Genomic DNA, 24,706 nt, shown 5'->3' on the forward strand with positions numbered 1-24,706 from the left:
TGCAGGGCCTGCTCTGCAGCGCCGACGGCCAGCCGCGACACGCGGCCCATGCTGCGCAGTTGCTTGCGGGTCCAGTGGGCGGGCACCACAAAGTCATCAATGGGGCCGGCCAGTCGGGTGTTAAGTTCAGCGAACCGGTCCCACTCGTCCATGCGCCGGATACCGCTGCGCCCGACCACAAAGTTGGCTTCGATACTGGCCCAGTCAATGCCCAGCGAGGTGATACCGGCCATGCCGGTGACAACGACGCGTTTCATCAGCACAACCCTCCGTTGACGGCCAGCACCTGGCGGGTGATATAGCCCGCTTCGGCCGACATCAAAAAGTTGACCGCCCCTGCGACTTCTTCGGGGGTGCCCATGCGTTGGGCGGGGATCATTTTCATCAGTTCGTCTACCGGTACGTTTTCGTCAAGCATGGCGGTGTCGATCAGCCCCGGCGCGACGCAGTTGACGGTGATTTTGCGTTTGCCCAGCTCGATGGCCAGAGCCTTGGCGGCGCCGATCAAACCGGCCTTGGAAGCGCTGTAGTTGACCTGCCCGCGGTTGCCGATCAGGCCCGAGACCGAAGTAATGCAGACGATACGCCCGGCTGCGCGGCGGCGGATCATCGGCATCATCACCGGGTGCAGCACGTTGTAAAAGCCGTCGAGGTTGGTGCGCATCACCACGTCCCAATCGTCTTCGCTCAGCGCTGGAAAGGCGCCGTCGCGAGTCAGGCCGGCATTGAGCACTACGCCGTAGTAGGCGCCGTGGGTTTCAACGTCGGCTTCCAGAATGGCTTTGCATTGGGTGCGATCCGATACGTCGAATTGCAACACCCGGGCACTGCGACCCAAGGCGTGTACTTCGGCCATGACGGCATCGGCTTCGCTGCGGCCGCTACGGCAATGCAGGACCAGATCGAAGCCGGCTTGGGCCAGGCGCAAGGCGATGGCGCGGCCAATGCCACGGCTGGAACCTGTGACCAGAATGGACTCAGTCATGGCGGGTCTCCCGGGGTGTTTGAGCAAGGTAGGTGTCAGCCTGGGGCGGACGGAACACGTTCAGGCGGGCGCTGGCATGGATACCGGGGCCGGTGAGGTGACACTCGAATACGCCCATGCCGTTGTCGTCTTCCAGTGAGCGCAGGGCGTGGATATGCAGCGGGGCGCCGAGCGGGAAATGTTCGACGTTACATTCAAATTTACGTGTGCCCAACAAAAAGCCCAGCGCCACGGGGCGGCCCTGCAAGCGGGCGCGACAACCGGCGTAGGCCGCGACGCTTTGCGCCATCAATTCAATGCCTGTCCAGGCGGGCAGGCTACCGTCTTCGCGGTTGAACAGGCCGCCGGCTTTTACGATCAGGCGGGTTTCAATCTGCTCTTCATCAAACGCCAGGACCTGATCGATCAGGATCATGTCGCCAGCGTGGGGCAGCAGTTCGGCGAGTGGCCAGTCAATCATGGGGCCTCTCCGATAATCAGGCTGACGTTATTGCCGCCGAAGGCAAACGAATTGCTCATCAGGCAGCGCTGTGGGGCGGGTGCGAGGGTCTGGCCGGGGGTAACCCAGTTTAGCGCCGGCAGCGCCGGGTCGCCTTGGCCGTCCCAGACATGGGGCGCCAAAGCACCACCGTGGCTCAGGCTCAGCCAGCAGAAGGCAGCTTCCAGCGCGCCAGCCGCACCCAGGGTATGGCCGGTCATGGGTTTGGTCGACGAACACGGCACACCGTTGGCGAACACCTGCGACACGGCGTGGCTTTCCATCGCATCGTTGTGCTGGGTGGCGGTGCCATGCAGGTTCAGGTAACCGATCTGAGCGGACTGTAAACCCGCGCGGCCCAAGGCTTTGTGCATGGCTTGTACGGCGCCGCGGCCGCTGGGCTCCGGGGCGGAAATATGGTGCGCGTCACTGCTGGCGCCTGCGCCGAGCAGAGCGATGGTGTGGCCGTTGGCGGGGTGCCTGCTCATCAAGAACAGCGCTGCCGCTTCGCCGATATTGATGCCTCGACGGTTGACCGAAAACGGGTTGCAGCGCTCATCCGCCACCGCTTCCAGCGCCGAAAAACCGTTGAGCGTCAATTTGCATAGCGTGTCGACACCGCCGCACAGCACTACGTCGCACAGGTTCATGTCCAGCAACCGCTGGGCGCTCATCAGCGCCCGGGCGCTGGAGGTACAGGCGGTGGAGATCACATAGGCCGGCCCGCTGATGTTCAGCCAGTCGGCCAGGAACGTGGCCGGTGCACTCAGCTCTTGTTGCTGATAGCTGTAATCAGCGGGGAACTGCTGATGCTGCAGGTAATGGGCAATGCCCTGACTGGCTTCATCAATGCCCGAGGTACTGGTGCCCAGCACGATGGCAATACGATCGCGGCCGAAAGTAGCGATTGCTTGCTCAATATCGCCCTGTATTTGCAATGCGGCTTCGAGCAACAGTCGGTTGTTGCGGCTGTTTTGCTGTTCGAGCCCCGCGGGGGTCGCTGCCAGTTCGCCGCTTACCGCGCCGATGGTCGGCGAGCGTTCAGGCACCCAGCCGCTATGCCGCTGCATGCCCGAGCAGTCACCGGCAAACAGTTTGCTCGCCACTTCGGCGGGGCCTCGGCCCAGAGAGCAGACCACGCCCAGTGCGTTGAGGTAAGCAGTCATGGGGCGGCCTCCAGCGGGCTGATTGTGTAATGCAGATCGCCCTTCATATCGATGCGAAATGCCTCGGGTTGCTGGTAGTGCACTTGCCAGCGCTGTTCAATAACTCGCAAGTCAGCCGCAGTTTTTGCTTGTGGATAATTGTCCGCCAGCTCAGTTGCCGGTGTCAGTGCAAACAATAGCGCGGCGAAGAGTTCGCGGGCCTCGGGGTTGGGCGGCAACAGACCGTCAGCCTGCCAGGTGCCGTCTTGCAGTAATTGGCGCGCCAGCGGAATACCCAGGGGGTCCATCAGCGACCAGCGTAGGGCAGGTCCTTGCTGCTGGATCACCAGCAACCAGTCTTGCCGTTGTTCGGCCTGTTCGCGCTGGATATGCAATTGCATGGGCAGGGCCAGGGTTGGCGTTTTCCTGGGCAGCGGCAAGCTGGTGCAGCTACTGAGCAGCATGCATATCACTAACCACACAAACATTATCCGTGTGGGAGCGGGCTTGCTCGCGATGCAGGCAACTCGGTTCATCTGATTCACAGCAGCGATCCTGTCGCGAGTAAACCCGCTCCCACAGGGGATTGGGGTTTGCGCGCCACCACGTTGACCAGGGTTTCATCACGCTGGCCCACCGGTTTTGGCTTTAGCAAGCCAACCCGCTCCAACAGGCCGAAGTCCTTGGAGCGACTCCACCACAGGTAAGGATAGGAGATATTCTGTGGCTCAAATTCAAAGCCCTGGTCACGGATCATCTCCAGGTATTGCGCTGCGCTTTTTTGCACATGCATGGGGTGACGGAACAGCCAGCGGATCACCCAGGTATCGATATAGGCTTCGGTGGACTCGGCAAACAGCAAGTAACCACCGGGCTTGAGCACCCGGTAGAACTCGGCCAATGCCCGGTCCTGTTGCACCAGGTGATGAAAAGTCTGGTGACAGAACAGGATGTCGATGCTGTCATCGGCCACCTTCAGCTCAGCGCAATCGCTGCCGATCAGCTCAATGTCGATGCCCTGACGCCGGGCTTCTTCGGCGCTCAAGTGCAGGCTCAGGGGATCAGCATCGAGGCCGATCAGGCGCTTCGGTGCGAAGGTTTTGTCCAGGTATTGGAACGATTTGCCCTGGCCGCAACCGGCATCGAGGATCACCGGCGCGGTTGGCAGTTCATCACTGAACAGGCTGCGCAGGTCATTGATGGCCACCCGCAGTACATGGTGCTGCCAGGTGTGGCTGCGCAAGAACCAGAACCCCAGGCGGGTTTCTTCAACGTAGGTATCGCTCAGAGGTTTCATGCGGGCTCCGTGGCGCAGATATCCGACAGCATGCGCAAACGGCGCCTGGACTCGCTGACAAAGGGGTTGCTTTCGTCCCAGGCATAACCGGCCAGGATCGAGCTGATCATGCTGCGAATATGCGGCTGGCTACCGGGGTGGTAGATCACGTCCTGGAAGGTGCCGGCGTACCAGCCTTCAACATAGCAACGGAAGGTGTCGACCCCGCGCTTGAGCGGTTCGGCAAACTCGCTTTGCCAGTCCACCGCCTCGCCTTGCAACTGACGGTGCAGCACGCCCGCCGCCATGCTCGCTGAACGCATGGCGATGGTTACGCCCGAGGAGAACACCGGGTCGAGGAACTCGGCAGCGTTGCCCAATAGTGCAAAACCAGGGCCGTGCAGGGTTTTGACGTTGGCCGAGTAACCGCCCAGGGTACGGGCCGGAGTGTCCCATACGGCATTGGCCAGCACCCGTTGCAGGCTGGGGGTTTCATCGATAAAACTGCGCAGGCAGGTGTCGAGGTTTTCACTGCGGCCTTCGAAATGCCCGGCTGCCGCCACCACGCCCACCGACGTGCGGCCATTGCTGAACGGGATGCTCCAGAACCAGATGTCGCGCTGGGTCGGGTGGGTGGTAATAAGGATTTTGTTGCGATCAAAACCTGCGTAATCGATACGGTCTTCCACGTGGGTAAACACCGCCTGACGCAGCGGAAAGTTCGACGGTGCTTCAAGGTCGAGCAAGCGCGGCAATACGCGGCCGTAGCCGCTGGCGTCGAGAATGAAGTCAGCTTCAACCTGATAACGGCTGGTGTCTTCGCGCTCAATGTGCAGGAGCGGTTTGGCACGCTCGATATCCGTGCTGATCACGGTTTCGCCATAACGGATTTCGACACCTTGCAGCGCGGCTTGATCGGCCAGCAGTTTGTCGAAGTCCGCGCGTTGCACCTGAAAGGTGGTGGGTTTGCCGTTACTGAAAGTGTCACCAAAATCGAAGGCGCTGTATTGCTCGCCCCAGGCGAAGGCAGCACCGTTTTTCAGCTGGAAGCCGGCGGCCTGCACCGCGTCCAGCATGCCCGCTTCTTCGATGAAGTCGATGCAGTGCGAAAGCAGGCTTTCGCCAATCGAAAAGCGCGGGAAGTGCTGGCGCTCGATAACCAGCACATCGTGGCCCTTGCGTTTAAGTAGGGCCGAGGCAATGGCGCCGGACGGTCCTGCACCGATGACTACAACCTGACGACGTTCCATTTCTATTCCTGACACAGGCGCTCCTTGCCGGGTACCACGGCAGACTTCAAGGGGGGGTTGCTCATACCCGCCAGCGCCGGCAGCAGCGTGGCGATGAGGCTCATCAGTATCAACGCGAAGTACAACGCGGGACTGATCAGCTGTTGTTGCAGCAGCAAGTTGAGGAATACGATCTCACTCAACCCGCGAATGTTCAGCAGCAGGCTCTCACGCCATCGGCTGGCGCCTGCAAACGAGGGCGTGGCCCAGCTCAGTCCGAGCCAGTTGCCCAGCAGTTTGCTGGCCATCGGCAGAAGCAACAGGGCCGCCAGTTGCAGCGGGCTTATCTGGCCCAGGGCGCTGTGTACATCAATCTGCACAATGCCGAACGTCAGAATCAGCGGGATCGCCAGCGTGGTCTGCATGCGCTCAAGCCACACGGCCTTTAACGGCATCACCAGCGGTACCTTGAGCCATGCCATGCAGACCAGATAGCCGACGCCAAATATCAACGCATTGAGGCGGTAATGTTCAGCCACCACCAACAGTGCGAAAAAACTCAGGCTGTAGCACAGCGGCTGACGAATGCGCAGGCCGCGCATCAGCAGCGGCAATAAAGCCCCGGCCAGCGGCAGTAATACACTGCTCAGGTTCAGGCTGCCCTGGGCCAGGCCGAACAGGCTCCAGCAGGTCAGGTCGATCACAATTGCGCTTTGCACCAGGCGACGGGAGGCAGCAGGCGGGTAGTCGATATGGCGCAGGTACAGGTACAGCACCGGGATGGCAGTGATGGCAAACACCAGCCCCACGGCCAGCGAATTCAGCCAGGGTTGCTCGGGCAACAGCCAGACGGCGCAGGCGAGCCCGCTGACGAAGGGCACGGCAAAGCTGGGCAGGGCGATTTTCAGGCTCTGGCGGTCCAGTCGCAGATCAATCACGTCGCTCAAAATGGTCCCCAGCAACAGGGCGAAGCTCAGGCTGTAAAGGCTTTTGAGCCAGACCGGCGCCACCAGTTGCGCACCGTTGAGCTGCCAGTGCGGCTCGATCCAGAACAGCATCAGCAACGGCAAACCGATGGACGCCAGCAACAACTGGCTGACAATCGGGATCATGCGAAAGCGCCGACCCACGTGAGTGGCCAGCGCAAACAGGACTAACGCCAGCAGCCAGAACAGACCCGTCAACACGGCTTATGCTCCTGTTTACCGGCCCAGGGGGCGAGGATAAAGCTGAACGCCAACCCCAGGCTCACCGACAAGCCGAAATTGCTCACCGCCGGTGTACTCGACACCGCCAGCAAGCCAAACGACAGCCATGTGGTCAGGGCGGCCAGCAAGGTGCCCAGCAAGCTGACGGCCGCACCACCGATTTGCTCGCGCATCAGGATCGCGTAGTCGACGCTGATGGCGGTGACCAGCAATAAGCCGAACAGGCTGAACAAGGTCAGCGGCTGGCCCAGCCAGCCAAGGCTGGCGAGGCTGCACAGGGCGGCGAGGAGCGGCAGCGCAACGATGCGCAATGCTCCGCCAAAGCCGAACGGAGCGATCAATAGCACGACGATCAGCGCGCATGACAACAGCTTCAACTCAGCAGCGCTGATTTGTGTGGCCGCAAACACTTTGTTCAAGTCCCCCAGGCGATCCACCAGTTTCACACCGGGCAAGTCCTGCGTTTGCGCACGCAACAGGCTGGCATCATTTAAACCTTGCAGGCTGACCATCGCGGCGACGCCGTCGGTATTTTTGCCCAGCCATAGTGCTCGCCATGGTTCGGCCAACGGGCCTGCCAGCGCATCGTCGATTGACTGATCGGGCAAGGCTTGCAACTGCGCCAGCTCGGTTTGCAAGGCGCTTTCGGGTACGCCCAGCGCCAGCAGCGGCTGCCAGTGTTGAGGCAGCGCGCTGAGGGCGGCGCGCAATCGTTGTTGCTCGCCGGGCTGGCTGACCAGTTGGTTGAGGGCCAGAAAGCCTTGCAACTTGCCGCTGCCGATCAACTGTTCCAGGCGCTGGCTCAGGCTGCTCTGGCGCTCCAGTAATTGCTGTTCGTTGTCGGCGCGTACCAGAAAGAACTGGCTGGTTGGCTGATAGCCGGTGATGCGCGCAATGGCCTGGGCTTCGTTCATCAACTGTGGCGGGGCGCCGACCCATTGGCGGATGTCGTTTTTGCTGGTGAGCTGCCACAAGCCGGCGGCACAAAAGGTCAGCAGCAGTGCCAGCAGCGCAGCCGTCGGGACTTTTTCCAGCAGTGCTGCGCGTGCATCAAGCAGACTTTGCGCAATGTTCAGTGGCCATTGCGCAGGACGCAACTCGACGCCTTTGAGCAGCGCCGGCAGCAGGCACACCGCACTCAAGTAAGCGCCGATCAACCCGGCCGCGGAAAAAAGGGCGATTTGTGTCAACGCCGGGAAGGGCGTGAAAGCCAGCGCCAGATAACCGATGCAACTGGTGGCCAGGCTCAGGCTCAGACCGGGCAAGGTCAGGCGCAAGGCGGGCCAGCTGCGCCAGGGTCTCAGGCTCCAGCTTTTGGACAGGTAATGCAGGGGGTAATCCACCGCCACGCCGATCAGGCTGGAGCCCAGCACCAGTGTCATCACGTGCATGCTGCCAAACCACGCGACACAGGCCACGGCGCCAAACAGCATGCCCACCAGCACTGGAACGAAGGCTAGCAGCACGCGCCAGCGCCGGAAGGCCAGCAGCAACAGCAGCAAAATACCCACCGTTGCACCACCGCCGACCCAGGTGATTTCCCGGCTGGCTTGTTGTTGCCCGCTGGCGGCATACAGCAGGCCGCTGGCGGCGAGTAATTGCACGTCGTTTTTAGCGACCTGCTCACGGCTCTGTTCGAGCAGTTCGGCGACCCGCAGAGGCAGCTTCATATCGAATGCATTGCCTTGCGTACGGGCGCGCAACAGCACCCAGCTTTTGCCGTCGGCATCGGCAATCAGGGCGCCGCTGCCAATGTCCAGTTGCACCGCACCGCGTTGCGGCTGGCTGTTTTGAATGCGACCGGTCAGGCCCAGCCAGTCATCCTGGCTGGGCACCAGGCTAAAGCCGGTAAAGGGGTCGAACAACGCCTGCACCCGCTGCTGGATAAAGGCCTCGGGGTGTTCGATCAACTGGGTACGGTCGGCGTTCGAGAGCATCGCCAGACGCCCGCGCAGCAGTTGCTCGCGCAGGGCCGGGAGGTCGGCTTGCAGGTCCCACTGGACCTTTTCAAACAGGCCGCTGGCTTGCCATTGCTCGCCCAATTGTTGAGCGCTGGCGATCGCCTGCTGACGGTCTGCACTGGCGACCAGCACCAGCATTTCGCGGTTCAGGGGCTCTTGCATGCGCTGTTCGGCGCTGAGCTCCAGCGCATCCGGTGTGTCGCCCGGCACCAGCTCCATCAGGTTGGCCGACAGCGGCGCACCGTGGCGCCACTGCCAGCCAGCCAGTGCCATCACGGCCAGCAACAGAACCAGAAAGGCCCGTGGCAGCCAGCGCTCACTGCGCAAAGTCGTTTTGCTCCGCGTTGCTCAAGGGTTGATTGCCGACGCTGTTTGGCATTTTTAGCAGCGTGCTGTCACCTTGGGCTTCTTGCAGTTCGATACGTTGCACCAGCTCGCCGCCTTCAATATTGATCCGGGTGAACACTTGCTTGAGCAGCAGTGAACGTGGTGTCAGCGTCAGCGCCCAGCGGCTGGGTTCGCCTTGTAATTGCAGGTCGAAATCACGTTGCAGGCCGCTGCTGTCGCCTTGCAAAACAGCGAGGAACAAACGGTTCTGCTCAGCGCCCGCGCTTTTGCCCGGGAGCATCTGCCATTGCGTGCCGTCGCGTCGGGCGATGCCCTGGGCGTTGATGCGGTAATCCTGTTGCAGCGGGGTTTTCAGTTGCCAGAGCAGGCCGTGGTCCTTGGCCAGGACAAATGTGCCGGTGCTGGTGAGTGGCTTGGGCAGCGCGCGCAGGTGTTTTTCCTGGATGAAATCACCGTGGATCACCTGGGGCTTGGCCAGTTGTTCTCTCAGTTGTTGCAGGTCGAAGGCGTGGGCCAGTGGGGTGAACAGCAAGGCGGCGAACAGCAATGAGAGACGGGTGCGGCCTTTGCCCTCTCCCAGAGGGAGAGGGGGCAGAATGGCTGAGTTCTTGAGTGCGCCGCGGTCAATCCCCTCTCCCTTTGGGAGAGGGCTAGGGTGAGGGGCTTTTGATCCATTCATGACAGCACCCGCTCTACAGCCCGCACAAAACACCCAGGCGAGGCCAATTGCATCTCCCGGCTCTCAATTTCAACTGCCACCTGCACTGTAACTGCCCTAGTCAAACGCTCACCCGTGACCGCATCGCTAATCAGATAATTAATCTTCAGGCGGTTCTCCCATTCCACCAGGCTGGCGCGCACGTTGATCCGCTGGCCGAACGTGGCGCCGCGGACATAACGCAACTGCATGTCGATCACCGGCCACGCATAACCCGCTTCGAGCATCTGCGTGTAGTTGTGACCGATATGGTCAAGCAGCGCACAGCGCGCCACTTCGAGGTATTTGACGTAATGCCCGTGCCACACCACGTGCATGGTATCGATGTCGAAAAACGGCACCAACACTTCGGTATCAACGTGAAAAACCCCTTTACTACGCATGCAGCCTCCAGTGTTGTTGGGCGATGCGGCTCAGGCACAAACGCAGTTCGGCTTCCAGGGCGCGGTCTTCAACCACGGGGGCAAAATCCTTGGCCAGTTCGGCATGCATCTGCGCCAGCGCCGGCGGCAACGGGCGAGCGTCTTCGGCACGGCTGCGCAGCCAAACGCCCTGATGGGCAGCCAGCAAGGTGGCCGCTGCCACCTGCTCGGTCAACTCCAGTACGCGGATCGCATCACGAGCGGCGATGGTGCCCATGCTCACCTTGTCCTGGTTATGGCATTCCGTGGAGCGTGAGAAGACGCTGGCCGGCATGGTGTTTTTCAATGCCTCGGCAGTCCAGGCGCTGGTACCTATCTGCACCGCTTTAAAGCCGTGGTTGAGCATTGCCCGTTCTGCGCTGGCGCCCGACAGGTTGCTCGGCAGGCCGTGGTTGTAGCGCACGTCCACCAGCAGGGCGAGCTGGCGGTCGAGCAGGTCGGCGACGTTGGCCACCAAGGTCTTGAGGCTGTCCATCGCAAAGGCGATATGGCCGCCGTAGAAGTGCCCGCCGTGCAGTACGCGCTCCTCTTCGGCGTCAATGATCGGGTTGTCGTTGGCGCTGTTGAGTTCGGTCTCGATAAACCCGCGCAGCCAGCTCAGGCTGTCTGCCAGCACGCCCAGCACATGGGGCGCGCAACGCAGCGAGTAGCGGTCTTGCAGGCGATGCAACGGTGCGGTGGGGGCATCGATGGCGAGGTCCTGACGGATCCAGGCAGCGACCTGCATTTGTCCCGGGTGCGGCTTGGTGGCAAACAGGCGTTCGTCAAAGTGCTCGGGGTTGCCTTGCAGCGCCACCACGTTGAGGGCGGTGATGCGCGTGGCCAGTTTGAGCAGGTAGTCGGCGCGGGCATAGGCCAGGCAGGCGAGGCCGGTCATCACGGCGGTACCGTTCATCAGTGCCAGCGCTTCCTTGGGCCGAAGTATCAGCGGTGTCCAGCCCAGTTCCCGGTGCACATCTGCTGCAAGGCGGCGCTCGCCCTTGAACAGGACTTCGCGTTCGCCCGACAGGGTTGCGGCCACGTAAGACAGTGGCGTCAGGTCGCCACTGGCCCCCACCGAGCCTTCTTCGGGGATCAGTGGCAGGATGTCGTGGGCAATAAAAGCCTGCAATCGTTCCAGCAACTCTATGCGCACCCCCGACACGCCGTGGCACAGCGACTGCAAGCGTGCCGCAAGCACCGCGCGGATGGCTTGCGCATCGAGCAATTTGCCCAGGCCGCAACCGTGGAAGGTATAGAGGTGGCGGGGCAAGGCTTCGACGTGCTCCAGCGGCACCGCAACCACGCAGGAGTCGCCGTAGCCGGTGGTTACGCCATAGATCACGCCTTCCTTGTCCAGCAGCGAGTCGAGAAAGCGCGCGCCCTTGGCGATGCGCTCGCGGTAGTCGGGGTCGTCCTGCAGCCGCGTTGGCGCCTGACGATTGGCCAGGGCCAGCACGTCTTCAATGCGCAACGGGGTTTGGCCGAAGGTTACTGGCTCATGCGGATGCGTCGTCATCGGTCTTCCAGAAAGGGTAAAAGTTGAACCATTGTTGCGGTGCCTGCAGGCAGTAGTAGCCCAGGCGGTCGGCGTAGAGCGTGGCCCAGTCGTCGATCACCTGCTCGCGGTTATTGCGTCGCCACACCACTTCGCGGGCAAAGGGTTCGAGGATGACTCGATAACGGCCTTTGTGTTTGAGGCAGAACATCAAATTGACCGGGCATTTGAGCAGTCCTGCCAGCAACCACGGGCCTTGGGGGAATGCTGCCGTATAGCCGAGGAAACCGACCTCTATATGGCGCCCGCCATTGAGTGGTACGCGGTCACCGGCGATGGCCAGCCATTCGCCGTTTTCCAGGCGCTGGTTGAGTTGCAGCATCACCGCCGGGTTGAGTTCACTGACCTGAATCAACCGTAAATGGCTGGCCCCGGCTTCGCCCAGCAGGCGGTTGAAGTGTTCGGCATGCCGGGTGTGAACCAGCACATTCATGGTCACCTGCTCGCCCAGTTCGGCGAGCGCACGGCAGACTTCAAGGTTCCCCAAGTGGGCGCCTACCAGCATCTGCCCGCGTTCGCCGCGCAGTTGATTGCGCAGCAGCGCGGGGTCAACGATTTCGATGTCTTCGATCTTGAGACGGCCATTCCATACATCGAGCTTGTCGAGCAGGGCGTCGGCAAACGCCATGAACTGCCCGAATACCCGCCAGCGAGTAGGGCGCAACTCGCTTTGCTCGCTCCAGTCGGCCAGGCGCTGCTGGTATTGCCAGATGCTGCGTCGTGCGCGGCCGCCGAACACAAAGAAGTACAGCACAATGGCGTAAAGCACTGGGCTGAGCACACGTCGGCCCAGCAACCTGACGCCCAGGGCGGTGAGCTTCATCAGCCGGAAACTGCCGCGCTCTTTGTGGGCAGCCCAATGCTGTTGAGGTTCATTCATGCTTTGCAGCGCCTCCAGAGGATGCCCGGCAAGCGTATCAACATGCCGAAAAACAGCTTGGTGTGCATGCTCGAAATCAGCGCATTGTCATGGAACAGGCGAAAGTGCGAGAGACCGTCCTGCGGGTAGTGGACCTGGGTCGGCAGCCAGCACATCGGCTGGTTGCGCCACGCCAGGCGAACCAGGATCTCGGGGTCGAAATCCATGCGCTTGCCCAGCGTTACCGAGTTGATCAGTGCGAGGGTCGGCGCCAGCGGGTAGACCCGAAAACCGCACATCGAGTCGGGAATCTGCAATGAAAGGCTGTTGATCCACACCCACACATGGGTCAGGTAACGCGCATACAGGCGGCCCTTGGGCACGCTGGCATCGTACTGTGGGTAACCGCAAACCAGCGCTGCAGGGTTTTGCTGTGAAACCCGCATGAAAGTAGCGACGTTGCGCAGATCGTGCTGGCCATCTGCATCCACTTGCAGGGCATGGGTAAAGCCCAGTTGCATGGCTTCACGAAGACCGGCCATGACTGCGCCGCCTTTGCCCTGATTGACGGCCAGACGAATGAGGAAGATGTTTTCGCCACGGGCAAGCTCACCCAGAACAGCGGCGCAAGCGGGGCTGCTGGCGTCGTCGACCAGCACACAGGGCAAACCGGCGGCGCGCAGGGCCGCGACCACGCCAGGCACGGCGGTTTCGTGGTTGTACACCGGGATCACGGCGCAGGGGTTATGCACGGGACTATTACTGTTATCCACAGGGGGCCTCCAGCACGATGCGACCACTGGAACAGGGTGCAGTGGCGTTGCGGTAGGCGAAGTGCAATTTTGCGCGTTCGCTGTCAAAGCGCAGGGTTAATTCAATGGCGTCCCCGGGGCGCACCAGTTGCTGGAACTTGAGTACTTCCATCCCGGCAAAACGCGGCGGCAGATCGAGCAGTTGCTGGCCCAACACCATTGCCCAGTCCACTTGCACCACACCCGGCAACACCGGTGTTTTGGGGAAATGGCCGCTGAAGAACGCCAGGTCCGGCGGGATCGACAGTTTCAGCGTCCACTGACCGGCGTCTTCGCTTTGGCTCAACACTTCCGGCAGCTTGGGCCGGGGTGCGAGTAACAATGCATCGACTCGGGCCTGTGGCAGCTTGCCCTGGCTGTTGAGTGGTAACTGGCGCAGCAAACGCCAGCGGCGCGGCAAGGCCACGGTTTCGCAGTGCTGACTCAAGTGCTGGCGCAGGGTGTGGGTCAGGGCTCGGCGCCCCTGTTCGCGCAGGGCAAACAGGCCACTGGCGCTGAGCACCAGCAGGGCGCCCAGTGAGGCGCGTTTGTCATGCACCACGCCCAGGCGGGCTTCGGCTACCCAGTCATGGGAGACCAGCGCCTGCTCCAGCATTGGCAGGGAAATACGTTTCTCTTCGAGTTTGACGATGCGATCCAGTCGCCCGAGCAACTCAAATCGCCCGTCGGCTTCAATACGGGCGGCATCAGCCGTGTGTTCGACATGGCCCTTGGGCAAGTAGCTAGAGGCGATGATCAAGGCGCCGTCACTGCTCTGGCTCAATTGCACATCGGCAAAGGGCTGCCACAGGTGTTGCCCCTGACGCCAGGCGATACCGCCGGTTTCGGAGCTACCGAGGATCTCGGTCGGCCACTGGCCCAGGCGTTCGAACAGCGTCCGGGCTGCTTCTTCGGGCAGGGCACCGCCAGAAGAAAATACTCGGCGGACCGAGCTTAACGCCGGCCAGTCGAGGTTGTCGGCCATGCGCTTGAGCAAGGCCGGGCTGGCGATCCAGGCAAAAGCAGCGTGCTCACGGCTGGCGCGTTGCATGTCTTCAGGGAAGGCCAGTTGTTTGCGTACAAAGCTGCGGCCTGCGCACAGAGGCCACAACACACGGAACAACAGCCCGTAGATGTGCTGCGCCGCCACACTGGCAATAATGCATGCATCACCCAGATCAGCACCCCACAGTTGCTCCAGTGCCTGAACCTCGTTGGCCATCTGGCGCAGGCTTTTGTCGATCCGTTTGGGTTCGCCGCTGGAGCCCGAGGTGCACAAACTGAGCTGGCACTGGTCCAGATCCAGTTGCGCTGCAGGCAGAGGATCGGCGTACAGGTCCTGCAACTCTTCGCTTTGAGTTATCCACAGGTCAACCTGGCTGTCCCATCGAAGGCGGGTTTGCGCTTGCAGGTCGGCGGGCAAGAGCACGCTGACTCCGGCCTGCCAGGCACCGAGCAAGGCCTGCGCCAGCTCGGCGGCATCTTCAAGGTGTACGGCAACGCGTCGCACGCCGCGCTGTTGCAGGCCGCCCGCCAGGCGCAGGGCCCGTTCACGCAGGGTGTCGTGGTTCAGCTCGGGGTCAACGCTGACCCGGCGATCTGCGTGCCCCTTGAGCAACAGGTGCTCAAGATTTATCCAATTCATGCCCGGCCTCTTACCTTTTGTCGTATCAGCCATTCAATGAAAAACAGCAGCCCCATCAGCGCGTAGGCGATCAGGCCGTTGTATAACGTCCACCAGCTCAGCGGCGCCCACAGCGTCAGGCAGGCTGCGACTAATCCGTTTAGCATGAAGAACAGGCACCAGACCTTGGTCACCTGCCGCGTGTAATCAATTGCAATATCGGGCAGCACGGGCTCGCGCAACCGCGCCAGCCGCTCGATCATTGGCGGCCCGTACTTCAGGCTCAGGCCGAACAGGCAAAGCATGAACGTGCTGACCAGCACGGGGTACCAGCGCAACAGTGCCGGGCTGTTGAACAGCCCCAGCAGGGCGCAGAACATCAATGCAATCACCGCCATCAACAGACTGCCCGGGCGGCGTTCGCCGGTCAGGGCGCGGGCCAGCCACAGGCTGCCCAGCAGCAGCGCGAATTGCCACGGGGCGAAATGGGCCATGCCGAAATACACCGCAAAGGGGTACATCAGTCCGGCCAGCAACAGGCCGAGGCCAATCAGGCGGTTCATGCGTCAGCGTGAACCAGGCGGTAAACCGCCTCGACCACGTCATTGACGGTACGCACCGATTTGAATTCTTCAGCGGCGATTCGTTTGCCGGTTTTACGCTTGATATGGTCAATCAGGTCGACAGCGTCAATGCTGTCGATTTCCAGATCCTGATACAGGTTGGCGTCCAGGGTGATGCGTTCGGGTTCCAGTTCGAAAAGTTCGACCAGAGCGTCGCGCAGGGTGTTGAAAATGTCGTCACGGTTTTGCATGGTTCGGTCTCAGGCTGCCTGTTTGGCGGTGACAAAAGCCGCAAGGCTGGCCACGTTGGAAAAATGATTGCGTGTATCTTTGGCGTCGGCGTCTATTTTGATGCCGTAGGTCTTTTGAATCGCCAGGCCCAGCTCCAGTGCGTCGACCGAGTCCAGCCCCAGGCCGTCGCCAAACAGGGTTTGATCGTCGCCAATGTCGCTGACACTGATGTCTTCGAGGCCCAGGGCATCGATGATCAGCTGTTTAATATCGTTTTTCAGATCGCTCATCTGTGGCGAGCTCCTTAATAAAATAGTCATGCACGAAGTCGTTGAGCAGGCGCGAGGCTTTGGGCGGCGGGCCAAGCGCGGAAAATGTATGTGGATCTATATCGGCACCGACCCGAAAGCTGAAGTGCACGCGACGCTCGGGTATGCGATACCAGGGCTCGGCCTTGGTCAGCGTGGTGGGGCTGACCTTGATCACCACCGGCGTAAGGATCTTCGCACCCCGCAGTGCAATCGCGGCGGCCCCGCGATGAAAGGATGGCGCATGGCCTGGCCGGGTACGCGTGCCTTCCGGGAAAATCACCAGGGTCTGGCCTTGCTGCAACGCCCCCGCAGCGTTATCGAGCATGTCTACGCTGCCATCATTGCTGATGTATTGCGCCGCACGCACAGGGCTACGGGTAAACGGGTTTTGCCAAAGGCTCTGTTTGACCACGCAATTGGCGTTTCTCACCAGGCCGATCAAAAAAACCACATCGCTTAGCGACGGGTGGTTGGCGATGATCATCTGCCCGGGGCGGCCTAGCCGCTCGGCACCCTGGACGTCATAGGTCAGCACGCCCATGCGCGCCATGGTGCGAATAAACAGCCAGAACAGGCGGCTGACGGTAAAACGGGCACGCTCGCGCTGACGCGTGGCATCGCCCGGCAGGCAACTCAGCACCGGAAAAATCACCAGACGCAGGCACAGGCAACCGATACCGAACAGTGCAAAGCTGATGGCAGTGGCGATCAAGCGCCAGGCATAAGCATCACGGCGGGCGCTCACAGGCTGTGCTGCCAGTTCCACACGCGGTTTTTCCAGGTGTGCTGGAATGATCTCTGCTGCTTATCGAGCAGTTGGCGCAACAGATTCAGGGCATGGGGCCATTGAGCTTGTTCTATGCCTGCGGTACCACTGGCGAGTGAAACCTGCCATTGCTCGCCCGGGGTCAGCAGCAGGCCCACGGCATAAGGGAAGGGCACGTCATTGATACAGCGTGCATAGGCCTCGGGTGGCTGCTCTTCGGTGATGATCAGCAACACGGCGGGCGCGCCTTCATTGAGCAGGGCGCAGGCTTCGATCAGGCCGTGCTCCAGGCCGTCTCCGGCGGCAGCAATAGCGGTCATTTCGCTGGTTTCGCCGCGCATGATCGACCACAGGCCAATCACGGCGTTATGCACCGAGAGGCTGAACTGCGTGGGGGACAAGGGCTGATCCGCCGCGAGGTCGCTGAGTATGTCGAATGTGCGCGGGGTTTCACCGTGACGCGAGGCAAAGACCAGCGGTAATGCTTCATGGCCTTCGGCCAATGGCCAGCCGACGCAGAATGCCATGCGAGCCAGGCGGCTGAGGCGGCGCCGTTGCATGGCGGGTAAAAATGAGACATCGGGTGCTGTGCTGTTGGCAGCAAGTACACAGGGGTGCTGGCTCCAGGCTTGCCAATCGGCCACGGTGTCGAGGCCTGGAGCCCAGGCGCGCCACGCGGCGATATTGAAATTGATCACTGGAGTTCATCCCGCCCTTGCAGGCTTCCTTGATGCGAAAGTGGACACCGATCGACGCCGCACTTGATACAGAGGGGCGATATTATCCCGGTGCAGTTGGTTCGTAGCAAATATTGCTTACAGCCCCAGTGTGGTTTTTCTGGGAATTTAGAAAAATAGGATCAATGGATTTTATTTGAGAGATTTATTCGTTTGTTTTTATGGAGATATTCTCGATTGATGTAGGGCATTTCTTAGCAAGGTAGCTAAGCCGCGCAAAGGGCATCTACACTCGGACACTCATAGGTACACGGAGGTTTTGAAATGCGTCGCGTGGTGTTTAACCAGAAAGGCGGTGTGGGTAAATCCAGCATCGCGTGTAACCTGGCTGCGGTTAGCGCCAGCGAAGGGTATCGCACGTTGTTGGTGGATCTGGATGCCCAGGCCAACTCTACTCAATACCTGACCGGACTGACCGGCGATGATATCCCTATGGGGATTGCCGAGTTCTTTAAACACACCTTGTCTGCGGGCGTGGGCTCGAAGAAAAACCGGGTCGATATTTACGAAACACCCTTTGAAAACTTGCACGTAGTGACGGCTACGGGTGAATTGGCCGATTTGCAGCCCAAGCTTGAGGCCAAGCACAAGATCAACAAGTTGCGTAAGTTGCTGGACGAGCTGGCTGAAGACTATGACCGCATTTATGTCGACACTCCACCCGCGCTGAATTTTTACGCGGTATCGGCGTTGATTGCCTGTGATCGTGTGCTGATTCCGTTCGATTGCGACAGTTTTTCACGTCAGGCGCTCTATGGCCTGCTGGCTGAAATCGCTGAGCTAAAGGAAGACCACAATGAAGACCTGCTGGTCGAGGGCATCGTGGTCAACCAGTTTCAGGCCTGGGCCAGCCTGCCCCAGCAAATGCTTGATGAGCTGATTGCCGAGGGGTTGCCGGTGCTGCCCATGTACCTGAGCAGCTCAGTGCGCATGCGTGAGTCGCATCAGGCCTGCCAGCCTTTGATTCACTTCGACCCGAGGCACAAGCTGACCCAGCAGTTTGTGGAGTTGCACGATTACCTGGATCAGAACGCTTAAGCGCTGATGCCTTGGCTGCGCAGCCAGGCGCCAAGTTGCTGCAATGGCAACGCACCGCTCTGGCGTGCGATTTCGCGGCCATTTTTAAACAGGATCAGGCTGGGTATCGAACGGATGCCCAGTTGCCCCGCCAGGTGCTGGTTGGCCTCGCTGTCGAGCTTGGCAAGCCGACACTTGCCCAGCAGTTGGCGGGCGGCCTGCTCAAATACCGGAGCAAAGGCCTTGCAGGGCCCGCACCACTCGGCCCATACATCTATCAGTAGCGGCAGGTCGCCCTTGATCTGGCTGGCGTAATCGGTTTGCTGCAAATCGAAGGGCCTGGCCAGCAATACTTCATTTTTGCAGCGCCCGCATTTGGGGTGCTCACCCAGGCGATCGCCGGGGATGCGGTTCAGGCCGTTGCAGTGGGGGCAGGGGATCAGCAGCGGTTCGGTCATGGAGAGCTCCTTGGAAGTGGCCATTGGTGCCGCCTGTCGCAGCGACTCCAGATTGATGGCGTGCAGTTCAGCAGATGAACACCTGGGCCGCCACCCCCCATGACGTATCTGCTCACAATGTGCTCAAGCCGGCCACCAGGTCTCTATCTAGGCTGTAAAAACCCCCCCGGGCTTTGCACCGCTGGTCTGGCAATCGTTATCGCAAGTTGCGATTGCCAGGGTTCGGGTTTAGCCTTCATAGCAAGATGCGATAAGGACATTGCATGCGAGTGATTACAGCAAAACGAATTTGGGAAGCCAAAGCACAATGGCCGCAATCGGCGAGCGCACTGGATGAGTGGTATCGCAAGATCAAAGTCCTCAGCCCTGAAGACTTCGCCGCGTTGAGGTCGTTTTTCCCCGCCACCGACAAGGTGGGTTCGTTTCATGTTTTCAATATAGGTGGTAACAAACTGCGGTTGATCGCCGTGGTGCGTTACCGGGTACAGCGCCTCTACATCCGTCATGTGCTGGATCACCGTGACTATGACAAGGGCAAATGGAAGGAATCAGCACCATGAACGCATTGGTCGAACAGGCAGCAGAGCATTGGCAATTCGTGGCGCCGCTGCTGCGCAAACCGAAAAACGAAGCCGATTACGACGGGCTGGTCGCCGCCCTTGATACGTTGACCGCCTTGATAGGCGATGATGAGACCAACCCCTTGATGAGCCTGGTGGACATCATCGGTGACTGGGTTGAGGCTTACGACCTAGAGCATCGACCGATGCCCAAGGTCAGCGGCGTCGATGTGCTGCGCTCGGTGATGCAGGAACACGGGCTGACGCAAAGCGATTTGCCAGGTGTCGGCACCCAGTCTGTGGTGTCCGAAATCCTCAGCGGTAAACGCCAGCTCAACGTACGGCAGATTCGCTGGCTGGCCGATTACTTCAAAGTGCCTGTGGATATGTTTATCTGAGGCTGACGGCGTGCGCCACGCTGTGGCTGGTATGTGGGCCGACGACTGGCGACCGGCCTCGGTTCTGTGGGAGCGGGCAAAACCGGCAACAGTATATTTACCGGTTTTGCATCACGACGAGCAGCTGATTTCCAGATGCTTGCCCCACTCCGGCGGGCGTTCGGCGTAGCCTTCCATGCCCGGTTGTTCGGTGAACGGTTGGGTCAATACCGTGTGCAAGCGTTGCACTTCGCTGTAATCCCCGGCCTCAGCCGCATCGATGGCCTTTTGTGCCAGGTAGTTGCGCAGGATATACAGCGGGTTGACCGCGTGCATGCGCTCACGCCGGACGCTTTCATCGCTTGCGCCGTCTCGGGCAACCCGGGCCACGTACTGCGCGGCCCATTCGTCAAAACCCTTGAGATCGACAAATTCGTCTCGCAGCCGTGCTACTGCCTGTTCTGCCGGGAGGTCCCCCAGGCGCCGGAAAAACAGGTTGTAGTCGACGCTGCTGCCTTGCATCTTTTGCAGCAAGGTTTCGACCAGGTGTTGATCGGTGTCTTCGGCACTGGTCAGACCCAATCGACGGCGCATCAGGTCGAGGTAGTGGGCCTGGTACAGCGGCAAGAAAAGCCCCAGGGTTTCGCGCAAGGCTTCAACGCTGATAAACGGCGTCAATGCCTGGGCCAGGGCACTCAGATTCCACTGGCCGATCGGCACCTGGTTGCTGAAGGAGTAACGCCCTTCATGGTCGGAATGGTTGCAGATGAAGTTGGCGTCGAAGTCGTCGAGGAAGGCGAACGGACCGAAGTCAAAGGTGATGCCCAGGATCGACATGTTGTCGGTGTTCATTACACCGTGACAAAACCCGTAGGCCTGCCACTTGGCGATCAGTTCAGCGTTGCGTTCGACGATTTCGCGAAACATGGCCAGATAGGGTTCGGGTTGCTCCAGGCACTCGGGGAAGTGCATCGCCAGCACATGCTCACCCAATAGCTTTTGCTGCTCGGGGCGCTTGGTGTAGTAGAAATACTCGAAGTGCCCGAAGCGTATATGGCTGGGTGCCAGGCGCAGCACCATGGCGGCGCGCTCCTGGGTTTCGCGCCACACCGGGGTGTCGGAGGCGATCACACACAGGGCTCGGCTGCTGGGGATGCCCAGTGCATGCAGTGCCTCGCTGGCGAGAAACTCGCGGATCGAGGAGCGCAGTACGGCGCGGCCATCACCCATGCGCGAATAAGGGGTCATGCCGGCGCCCTTGAGGTGCAGGTCCCAGTGCTCGCCCGCGTCGTTATACACCTCACCCAGCAGTAACCCGCGGCCATCGCCCAGTTGCGGATTGTAAGAACCGAACTGATGACCGGAATAGACCATCGCCCGAGGCTCGGCGTTGGCCCACAGGGTATGGCCACCAAACAGTTGCGCAAATACAGGGTCTTGGGTGACAGCGGGGTCGAGGTCGAGCAGTGCCAGGGCGGCGTCGCTGGCGACCACAACACGCGGTGCGTCGATGGGCTCAGGCAGCACATGGGTCGAGAAGGCATCACCCAGGCGGGCAAAGCGGTTATCAAAAGTCAGTTCGTCGAGGGCTTTCAATGACCGTCTCCAGTGAACAGTGGCGGATCGTGGCAGCGGGCTTGCCCGCGACGGCATCAACGGGCTTGGTTGGTTAAACCGATTCGTTTGCATCGCAGGCAAGCCAGCTCCCACAGAGGTTGCATCGGACTTGCGTCAGTCGAGCTTGCCCAACTGCGGCTTTTGCGGTGGTGGTGTCGGCTCGGGCGGGACTTCCGGCCCAACGGGCACCAGTTTGTATTCTTGCCCCTGCAGGTTCTTGAGGTACACCTCCATCTGCTGGAAGGAGATGTTGATGTGGTGGTTTTTGAACTCGCGGTTGATAAAGCGGTTGACCTCGTCGATCACCGGGTTGCGGTCGCCCAGGTCGCGTACGTGCATGCGCAGTTCGTGGTCGAGAGTGCTTTGGCCGAAGTTGAGGAAGTACACGTGGGGCTCCGGGTCTTTGAGCACCCGCGGGTTCTCTTGCGCAGCCTTGAGCAGCAACTGCTTGACCAGGTCGAGGTCGGAGCCGTAATCGACGCCCAGCTTCAGGGTCACACGGGTGATGGTGTCCGTAAGCGACCAGTTGATCAGTTGCCCGGTAATAAAGGTCTTGTTCGGGACGATGATGTCTTTGCGGTCGAAGTCGGTGATGGTGGTGGCCCGGATGCGGATCTTGCTCACGGTACCTGACAGATTGCCGATGGTGATGGTGTCGCCGATCCGTACCGGGCGTTCGAACAGGATCATGATCCCGGAAATAAAGTTGGCGAAGATTTCCTGCATGCCGAAGCCCAGGCCTACCGACAGTGCCGCAACCAGCCATTGCAACTTGTCCCAGCTCACGCCCAGTGTCGACAGGGTGGAGACAAAGCCTACGCCGATGATCACGTAGGTCAGCAGGGTCGTAGTTGCGTAAGCACTGCCCTGGCCCAGATCAAGGCGCGACAGCACCAGCACCTCCAGCAGGCCGGGCAAGTTACGCGCCAGCGCGATGCTGATGCCGATGATGACCAGCGCACCTATCACGTCGCCGATGCTGATGGGCACCATGCTCATATTGGCGCCGGTACCGCTGGTATATTCGTAGAGGGTGATGTTGTCCAGGTAGGAAAAAACCGAGATCAAGTCAGCCCACACCCAGTACAGAATGCCGATAAAGCCAGCCAGCAGGGCCAGGCGGATCAGGCGCAGGGACTGTTGGTTGACCTGTTCGATGTCCAGGGTCGGCTCTTCGATAATCGTATCGTTGCCTTCGCCTGCTTCCTTGGCGGCCTGGCGTTTGGCCAGTGCACGCTGGTAGGCCAGGCGCCGTGCCGCTACTGCCAGGCCACGGACAAACGCCGCTTCGACCACCAGCCAGAGCATCAGCAGATAGAGGGTATTGATCAGGCGGTCGCTGAGCTTGAGCGCGGTGTAGTAGTAGCCAAAACACACCGCCACAAACAGCGCCAGCGGCAGCAGGGCGAAGGCAAAACCGAGCAGCTTGCGCAGGCGATAGGCTTTTGTTGCTGTTTCAAAGTCGTTGAGCAACAGGCGGCAGAGCAGCCAGGCCATGGCCGCATAGCAACTGAGCACCACCAGAATACCCAGGACATCGTCGGCCAGCGCAGCCGGTTGTTGCTCGGCAAAGGCGACGACGGCCACAAGGGCCAGGACCACAAAACCGAGTTTGCGGATCCAGTTCTGCAAGAACGCGACCAACGGTTTTTCCCAGCGAAAATGCAGTTCGGCCACGCCACCCGACGCCAGAATCCGGTAAGCGGTGTAGAACACCAGCCAGGCCTCGGCCATCTGAATCAACGCCGCGCCCGTATTGGCATTCATGCCCCGGGCATCGGTTTGCAAGGCGTAGCCGCACAAGGCCAGCGCCAATGAAATGGGCATCGCCAGCAAGATGTTGATCAATATTGCCAGCGGCGTGTGCCATTGGCTGTCACGCTTGAAGTGACCGATGTCCTGATGGATCTTGTTCAATTTGCTGTAGAGGTAGCGACGTTTCCACAGCAGCGCCACGACCACCAGCAAAAACGGCAAGAACAGCAGGGGACGTTGCACCAGGCCTTCTGCCAGTTCACTGACGCTGGAACCCCAGGGCAGGGTGGTGATTTGCTGCTCAAGCTGGCGCGGTGCGGTTTCCAGCCATTCCAGATCCAGCGGCTTGTTGCTGGGGATCCAGAACATTTGCTCATCCAGCGTGGCGCGCAGGCTTTGGGCGGTGCTGAGCAGTTGTTTCTGGTTCAGTTGCAGGGTGATCGATTCGTTGAGCAGCGAGCTTAGTTCGCGGTTCAGGCGGTCCAGCAGGTCGCTGCGGGTGTTGACCAGTTCGAGCAGGGTTTTACGCAGTTGCGGTGTGACCTGGTCGGCAGGTTGGGTGGACAGCAGGTTGTCGACGTAAGTCGTGGGGTTGCTGATCAACTCGCGCTGCTGGTTGATTTCAAACTGGTACAGACGGATATCGGCGATTTCGTCTGCCAGATTCTTGTCCATTTTTTGCAGGCGCGGCAGGGCTTGCTTCTGCTTATAAAGTATCTTGGACAGCAACAAACTGCCCTTGAGCACGTTGATCTGCTCATCCAGGGCCTGGTCGCTCTGGGTAACGTTGTCCAGTTGTTGCTTTGTTTGCAGATTCTGCTGGGTCACCTCGTTGAGGCGATCGGTGCTGCGCAACAGGTAGTCGGAGAGCTTGAGGTTGATCGCGCTTTCGGTCGCCAGCAGGCTGCTGCTGCCGGACTTTTTAGCCTCGATGGATTGCTCGGTCACGGTCTGCTGCGACTGGGCCAGGCGCTTTTGATTGATCAGGGTTTGCAGGTCCTGGATTTCCTGGTCCTGGCGCGTGGTTTTTTCCAGCAGCAGGTCGTGCTGGCTGCCGCTCAGATCTTGCAACAGGCTGTTGCCAGCCAGTTCCTGGCGGCGCAGGGCAATCAGTGCGTTGAGCGAGGCGGCTTCGGCGTTGAGCTGGTTGCGCTGATCGGGGGTAAGCAACTTGCCATTGTCGCGTCCTGTTTTCAGGGTGGTGTTGATCTGCTGGATACGGGTCTGGCTGTTGCTGATCTCGGCCTGGGCCCGCTCAGGTCGGGTCTGCGCGGCAATGCTTTGGCTGTTGGCGATAGCCAGGGCTTTTTGCAGCTCGCCCTGTTGCGTGGTGCGTTCCGCCAGCAGTTGTTCCAGCTGCTGCACGGACAGCTCGCTGTAGCGCTGGGCTACGGGTATGGGTTTGCTGGCCTTGATTTTGGCCAGTTCGCGCTGGTTTTCGGCAGTCTGGCGAGGGGCATCGTTGATCTGTTGTTTGACGTCGTTCAGGCGCTGTTCGTAATCGGCTTTGCTGTCGAGCAGGGTCAGGGTCTGCTGGAGCACCGCCTGCAGGGCTTTTTGGTCGGCGTCCGGCAGTTTGCGCTCGGCAATTTTGTCCAGGCTTTGCTGCACCGCTTCGGCGGTAGGCGGGTCGGCAGCCTGAAGCGTGCCGACACAAAGGCTCAGGCCGAGCAGGACGGTGGCGATGAACGTGCGCAGAGTTGGCATAGATACCGGTCAGACAAGGGCGGAAA

At 60.4% G+C, this 24,706-nt stretch carries 26 protein-coding genes; 3 read left to right on the top strand and 23 right to left on the bottom strand.

Features of this window, described 5'->3' with window-relative positions; all coding sequences use genetic code 11:
* The 20 genes from GHO03_RS12995 to GHO03_RS13090 form a co-directional block, all read right to left on the bottom strand.
* A partial coding sequence (locus GHO03_RS12995) for a beta-ketoacyl synthase N-terminal-like domain-containing protein (protein ID WP_306108794.1) occupies positions 1-257 on the bottom strand: 257 nt, incomplete at its 3' end.
* Entirely contained in the window at positions 257-985 is a 729-nt protein-coding gene (gene fabG / locus GHO03_RS13000) for a 3-oxoacyl-ACP reductase FabG (RefSeq protein ID WP_095000870.1), read from the bottom strand. The genes fabG and GHO03_RS12995, both read right to left, overlap by 1 nt.
* Complete coding sequence (locus GHO03_RS13005) at positions 978-1,445, bottom strand: hotdog family protein (protein ID WP_095017717.1); 468 nt, start codon at positions 1,443-1,445, stop codon at positions 978-980. The genes fabG and GHO03_RS13005 overlap by 8 nt, the downstream gene beginning before the upstream one ends.
* Complete coding sequence (locus tag GHO03_RS13010; protein ID WP_133144762.1) at positions 1,442-2,629, bottom strand: beta-ketoacyl-[acyl-carrier-protein] synthase family protein; 1,188 nt, start codon at positions 2,627-2,629, stop codon at positions 1,442-1,444. Before GHO03_RS13010 ends, GHO03_RS13005 begins: the two co-directional genes overlap by 4 nt.
* Positions 2,626-3,144 (bottom strand): DUF3261 domain-containing protein, encoded by a 519-nt coding sequence (locus GHO03_RS13015; RefSeq protein ID WP_165484595.1) that lies wholly within the window; start codon positions 3,142-3,144, stop codon positions 2,626-2,628. Before GHO03_RS13015 ends, GHO03_RS13010 begins: the two co-directional genes overlap by 4 nt.
* Positions 3,145-3,149: 5 nt before the next feature.
* Entirely contained in the window at positions 3,150-3,905 is a 756-nt protein-coding gene (locus tag GHO03_RS13020; RefSeq protein ID WP_095000874.1) for a class I SAM-dependent methyltransferase, read from the bottom strand.
* Positions 3,902-5,134 (bottom strand): NAD(P)/FAD-dependent oxidoreductase, encoded by a 1,233-nt coding sequence (locus GHO03_RS13025; protein ID WP_153399941.1) that lies wholly within the window; start codon positions 5,132-5,134, stop codon positions 3,902-3,904. The genes GHO03_RS13020 and GHO03_RS13025 overlap by 4 nt, the downstream gene beginning before the upstream one ends.
* A gap of 2 nt (positions 5,135-5,136) precedes the next feature.
* The gene (locus tag GHO03_RS13030) at positions 5,137-6,300 is read right to left on the bottom strand and encodes a sodium:proton antiporter (protein WP_095020169.1); all 1,164 of its coding nucleotides are present in this window, start codon (positions 6,298-6,300) and stop codon (positions 5,137-5,139) included.
* Positions 6,294-8,555 (bottom strand): MMPL family transporter, encoded by a 2,262-nt coding sequence (locus GHO03_RS13035; protein WP_372241740.1) that lies wholly within the window; start codon positions 8,553-8,555, stop codon positions 6,294-6,296. The genes GHO03_RS13030 and GHO03_RS13035 overlap by 7 nt, the downstream gene beginning before the upstream one ends.
* Positions 8,556-8,598: 43 nt before the next feature.
* Complete coding sequence (locus tag GHO03_RS13040; RefSeq protein ID WP_256668538.1) at positions 8,599-9,309, bottom strand: outer membrane lipoprotein carrier protein LolA; 711 nt, start codon at positions 9,307-9,309, stop codon at positions 8,599-8,601.
* A complete protein-coding gene (locus GHO03_RS13045; protein WP_095000878.1) occupies positions 9,306-9,731 on the bottom strand; it encodes a thioesterase family protein in 426 nt (141 codons plus the stop codon). Before GHO03_RS13045 ends, GHO03_RS13040 begins: the two co-directional genes overlap by 4 nt.
* A complete protein-coding gene (gene hutH / locus GHO03_RS13050) occupies positions 9,724-11,268 on the bottom strand; it encodes a histidine ammonia-lyase (RefSeq protein WP_153399943.1) in 1,545 nt (514 codons plus the stop codon). The genes GHO03_RS13045 and hutH overlap by 8 nt, the downstream gene beginning before the upstream one ends.
* Positions 11,249-12,187, bottom strand: coding sequence for a glycosyl transferase (locus GHO03_RS13055; protein WP_095000880.1), 939 nt, complete (start codon positions 12,185-12,187; stop codon positions 11,249-11,251). The genes hutH and GHO03_RS13055 overlap by 20 nt, the downstream gene beginning before the upstream one ends.
* Positions 12,184-12,918 (bottom strand): glycosyltransferase family 2 protein, encoded by a 735-nt coding sequence (locus tag GHO03_RS13060; RefSeq protein WP_095000881.1) that lies wholly within the window; start codon positions 12,916-12,918, stop codon positions 12,184-12,186. The genes GHO03_RS13055 and GHO03_RS13060 overlap by 4 nt, the downstream gene beginning before the upstream one ends.
* A gap of 13 nt (positions 12,919-12,931) precedes the next feature.
* Positions 12,932-14,602, bottom strand: coding sequence for an acyl-CoA synthetase family protein (locus GHO03_RS13065; RefSeq protein ID WP_133144760.1), 1,671 nt, complete (start codon positions 14,600-14,602; stop codon positions 12,932-12,934).
* Complete coding sequence (locus tag GHO03_RS13070) at positions 14,599-15,144, bottom strand: hypothetical protein (RefSeq protein WP_095017712.1); 546 nt, start codon at positions 15,142-15,144, stop codon at positions 14,599-14,601. Before GHO03_RS13070 ends, GHO03_RS13065 begins: the two co-directional genes overlap by 4 nt.
* Complete coding sequence (locus GHO03_RS13075) at positions 15,141-15,395, bottom strand: acyl carrier protein (RefSeq protein WP_095000884.1); 255 nt, start codon at positions 15,393-15,395, stop codon at positions 15,141-15,143. The genes GHO03_RS13070 and GHO03_RS13075 overlap by 4 nt, the downstream gene beginning before the upstream one ends.
* 9 nt (positions 15,396-15,404) lie before the next feature.
* The gene (locus tag GHO03_RS13080; RefSeq protein WP_095000885.1) at positions 15,405-15,665 is read right to left on the bottom strand and encodes a phosphopantetheine-binding protein; all 261 of its coding nucleotides are present in this window, start codon (positions 15,663-15,665) and stop codon (positions 15,405-15,407) included.
* A complete protein-coding gene (locus tag GHO03_RS13085; RefSeq protein ID WP_372241739.1) occupies positions 15,640-16,452 on the bottom strand; it encodes a lysophospholipid acyltransferase family protein in 813 nt (270 codons plus the stop codon). The genes GHO03_RS13080 and GHO03_RS13085 overlap by 26 nt, the downstream gene beginning before the upstream one ends.
* A complete protein-coding gene (locus GHO03_RS13090) occupies positions 16,428-17,150 on the bottom strand; it encodes a beta-ketoacyl synthase chain length factor (protein ID WP_133144758.1) in 723 nt (240 codons plus the stop codon). The genes GHO03_RS13085 and GHO03_RS13090 overlap by 25 nt, the downstream gene beginning before the upstream one ends.
* Positions 17,151-17,453: 303 nt before the next feature.
* Between GHO03_RS13090 and GHO03_RS13095 the strand changes: the two genes are divergently transcribed.
* A complete protein-coding gene (locus tag GHO03_RS13095; RefSeq protein WP_133144757.1) occupies positions 17,454-18,227 on the top strand; it encodes a ParA family protein in 774 nt (257 codons plus the stop codon).
* Here GHO03_RS13095 and trxC read toward each other — a convergent pair.
* Positions 18,224-18,664, bottom strand: coding sequence for a thioredoxin TrxC (gene trxC / locus GHO03_RS13100; protein ID WP_095000889.1), 441 nt, complete (start codon positions 18,662-18,664; stop codon positions 18,224-18,226). The genes GHO03_RS13095 and trxC overlap by 4 nt on opposite strands.
* Positions 18,665-18,927: 263 nt before the next feature.
* Between trxC and GHO03_RS13105 the strand changes: the two genes are divergently transcribed.
* Positions 18,928-19,224 (top strand): type II toxin-antitoxin system HigB family toxin, encoded by a 297-nt coding sequence (locus tag GHO03_RS13105; protein ID WP_095000890.1) that lies wholly within the window; start codon positions 18,928-18,930, stop codon positions 19,222-19,224.
* A complete protein-coding gene (locus GHO03_RS13110; protein ID WP_133144756.1) occupies positions 19,221-19,622 on the top strand; it encodes a type II toxin-antitoxin system HigA family antitoxin in 402 nt (133 codons plus the stop codon). Before GHO03_RS13105 ends, GHO03_RS13110 begins: the two co-directional genes overlap by 4 nt.
* A 111-nt stretch (positions 19,623-19,733) precedes the next feature.
* On the opposite strand, the gene selO is transcribed toward GHO03_RS13110, so the two are convergent.
* Positions 19,734-21,197 (bottom strand): protein adenylyltransferase SelO, encoded by a 1,464-nt coding sequence (gene selO / locus GHO03_RS13115; protein ID WP_095017709.1) that lies wholly within the window; start codon positions 21,195-21,197, stop codon positions 19,734-19,736.
* Positions 21,198-21,332: 135 nt separating this feature from the next.
* The gene (gene mscK, locus GHO03_RS13120) at positions 21,333-24,680 is read right to left on the bottom strand and encodes a mechanosensitive channel MscK (RefSeq protein WP_133144755.1); all 3,348 of its coding nucleotides are present in this window, start codon (positions 24,678-24,680) and stop codon (positions 21,333-21,335) included.
* Positions 24,681-24,706: the final 26 nt, after the last annotated feature.

Origin of the sequence: Pseudomonas sp. FSL R10-1339, assembly GCF_009600545.1 — a bacterium.
GTDB classification, from domain to species: domain Bacteria; phylum Pseudomonadota; class Gammaproteobacteria; order Pseudomonadales; family Pseudomonadaceae; genus Aquipseudomonas; species Aquipseudomonas bubulae.

Excerpts from the sequence above, each read along its gene's own strand:
- fabG (WP_095000870.1), bottom strand. The coding sequence starts at position 985 with ATGACTGAGTCCATTCTGGTCACAGGTTCCAGCCGTGGCATTGGCCGC.
- GHO03_RS13005 (WP_095017717.1), bottom strand. The coding sequence starts at position 1,445 with ATGATTGACTGGCCACTCGCCGAACTGCTGCCCCACGCTGGCGACATG.
- GHO03_RS13010 (WP_133144762.1), bottom strand. The coding sequence starts at position 2,629 with ATGACTGCTTACCTCAACGCACTGGGCGTGGTCTGCTCTCTGGGCCGA.
- GHO03_RS13015 (WP_165484595.1), bottom strand. The coding sequence starts at position 3,144 with ATGAACCGAGTTGCCTGCATCGCGAGCAAGCCCGCTCCCACACGGATA.
- GHO03_RS13020 (WP_095000874.1), bottom strand. The coding sequence starts at position 3,905 with ATGAAACCTCTGAGCGATACCTACGTTGAAGAAACCCGCCTGGGGTTC.
- GHO03_RS13025 (WP_153399941.1), bottom strand. The coding sequence starts at position 5,134 with ATGGAACGTCGTCAGGTTGTAGTCATCGGTGCAGGACCGTCCGGCGCC.
- GHO03_RS13035 (WP_372241740.1), bottom strand. The coding sequence starts at position 8,555 with ATGGCACTGGCTGGCTGGCAGTGGCGCCACGGTGCGCCGCTGTCGGCC.
- GHO03_RS13040 (WP_256668538.1), bottom strand. The coding sequence starts at position 9,309 with ATGAATGGATCAAAAGCCCCTCACCCTAGCCCTCTCCCAAAGGGAGAG.
- GHO03_RS13045 (WP_095000878.1), bottom strand. The coding sequence starts at position 9,731 with ATGCGTAGTAAAGGGGTTTTTCACGTTGATACCGAAGTGTTGGTGCCG.
- hutH (WP_153399943.1), bottom strand. The coding sequence starts at position 11,268 with ATGACGACGCATCCGCATGAGCCAGTAACCTTCGGCCAAACCCCGTTG.
- GHO03_RS13055 (WP_095000880.1), bottom strand. The coding sequence starts at position 12,187 with ATGAATGAACCTCAACAGCATTGGGCTGCCCACAAAGAGCGCGGCAGT.
- GHO03_RS13065 (WP_133144760.1), bottom strand. The coding sequence starts at position 14,602 with ATGAATTGGATAAATCTTGAGCACCTGTTGCTCAAGGGGCACGCAGAT.
- GHO03_RS13070 (WP_095017712.1), bottom strand. The coding sequence starts at position 15,144 with ATGAACCGCCTGATTGGCCTCGGCCTGTTGCTGGCCGGACTGATGTAC.
- GHO03_RS13075 (WP_095000884.1), bottom strand. The coding sequence starts at position 15,395 with ATGCAAAACCGTGACGACATTTTCAACACCCTGCGCGACGCTCTGGTC.
- GHO03_RS13080 (WP_095000885.1), bottom strand. The coding sequence starts at position 15,665 with ATGAGCGATCTGAAAAACGATATTAAACAGCTGATCATCGATGCCCTG.
- GHO03_RS13095 (WP_133144757.1), top strand. The coding sequence starts at position 17,454 with ATGCGTCGCGTGGTGTTTAACCAGAAAGGCGGTGTGGGTAAATCCAGC.
- trxC (WP_095000889.1), bottom strand. The coding sequence starts at position 18,664 with ATGACCGAACCGCTGCTGATCCCCTGCCCCCACTGCAACGGCCTGAAC.
- GHO03_RS13105 (WP_095000890.1), top strand. The coding sequence starts at position 18,928 with ATGCGAGTGATTACAGCAAAACGAATTTGGGAAGCCAAAGCACAATGG.
- GHO03_RS13110 (WP_133144756.1), top strand. The coding sequence starts at position 19,221 with ATGAACGCATTGGTCGAACAGGCAGCAGAGCATTGGCAATTCGTGGCG.
- mscK (WP_133144755.1), bottom strand. The coding sequence starts at position 24,680 with ATGCCAACTCTGCGCACGTTCATCGCCACCGTCCTGCTCGGCCTGAGC.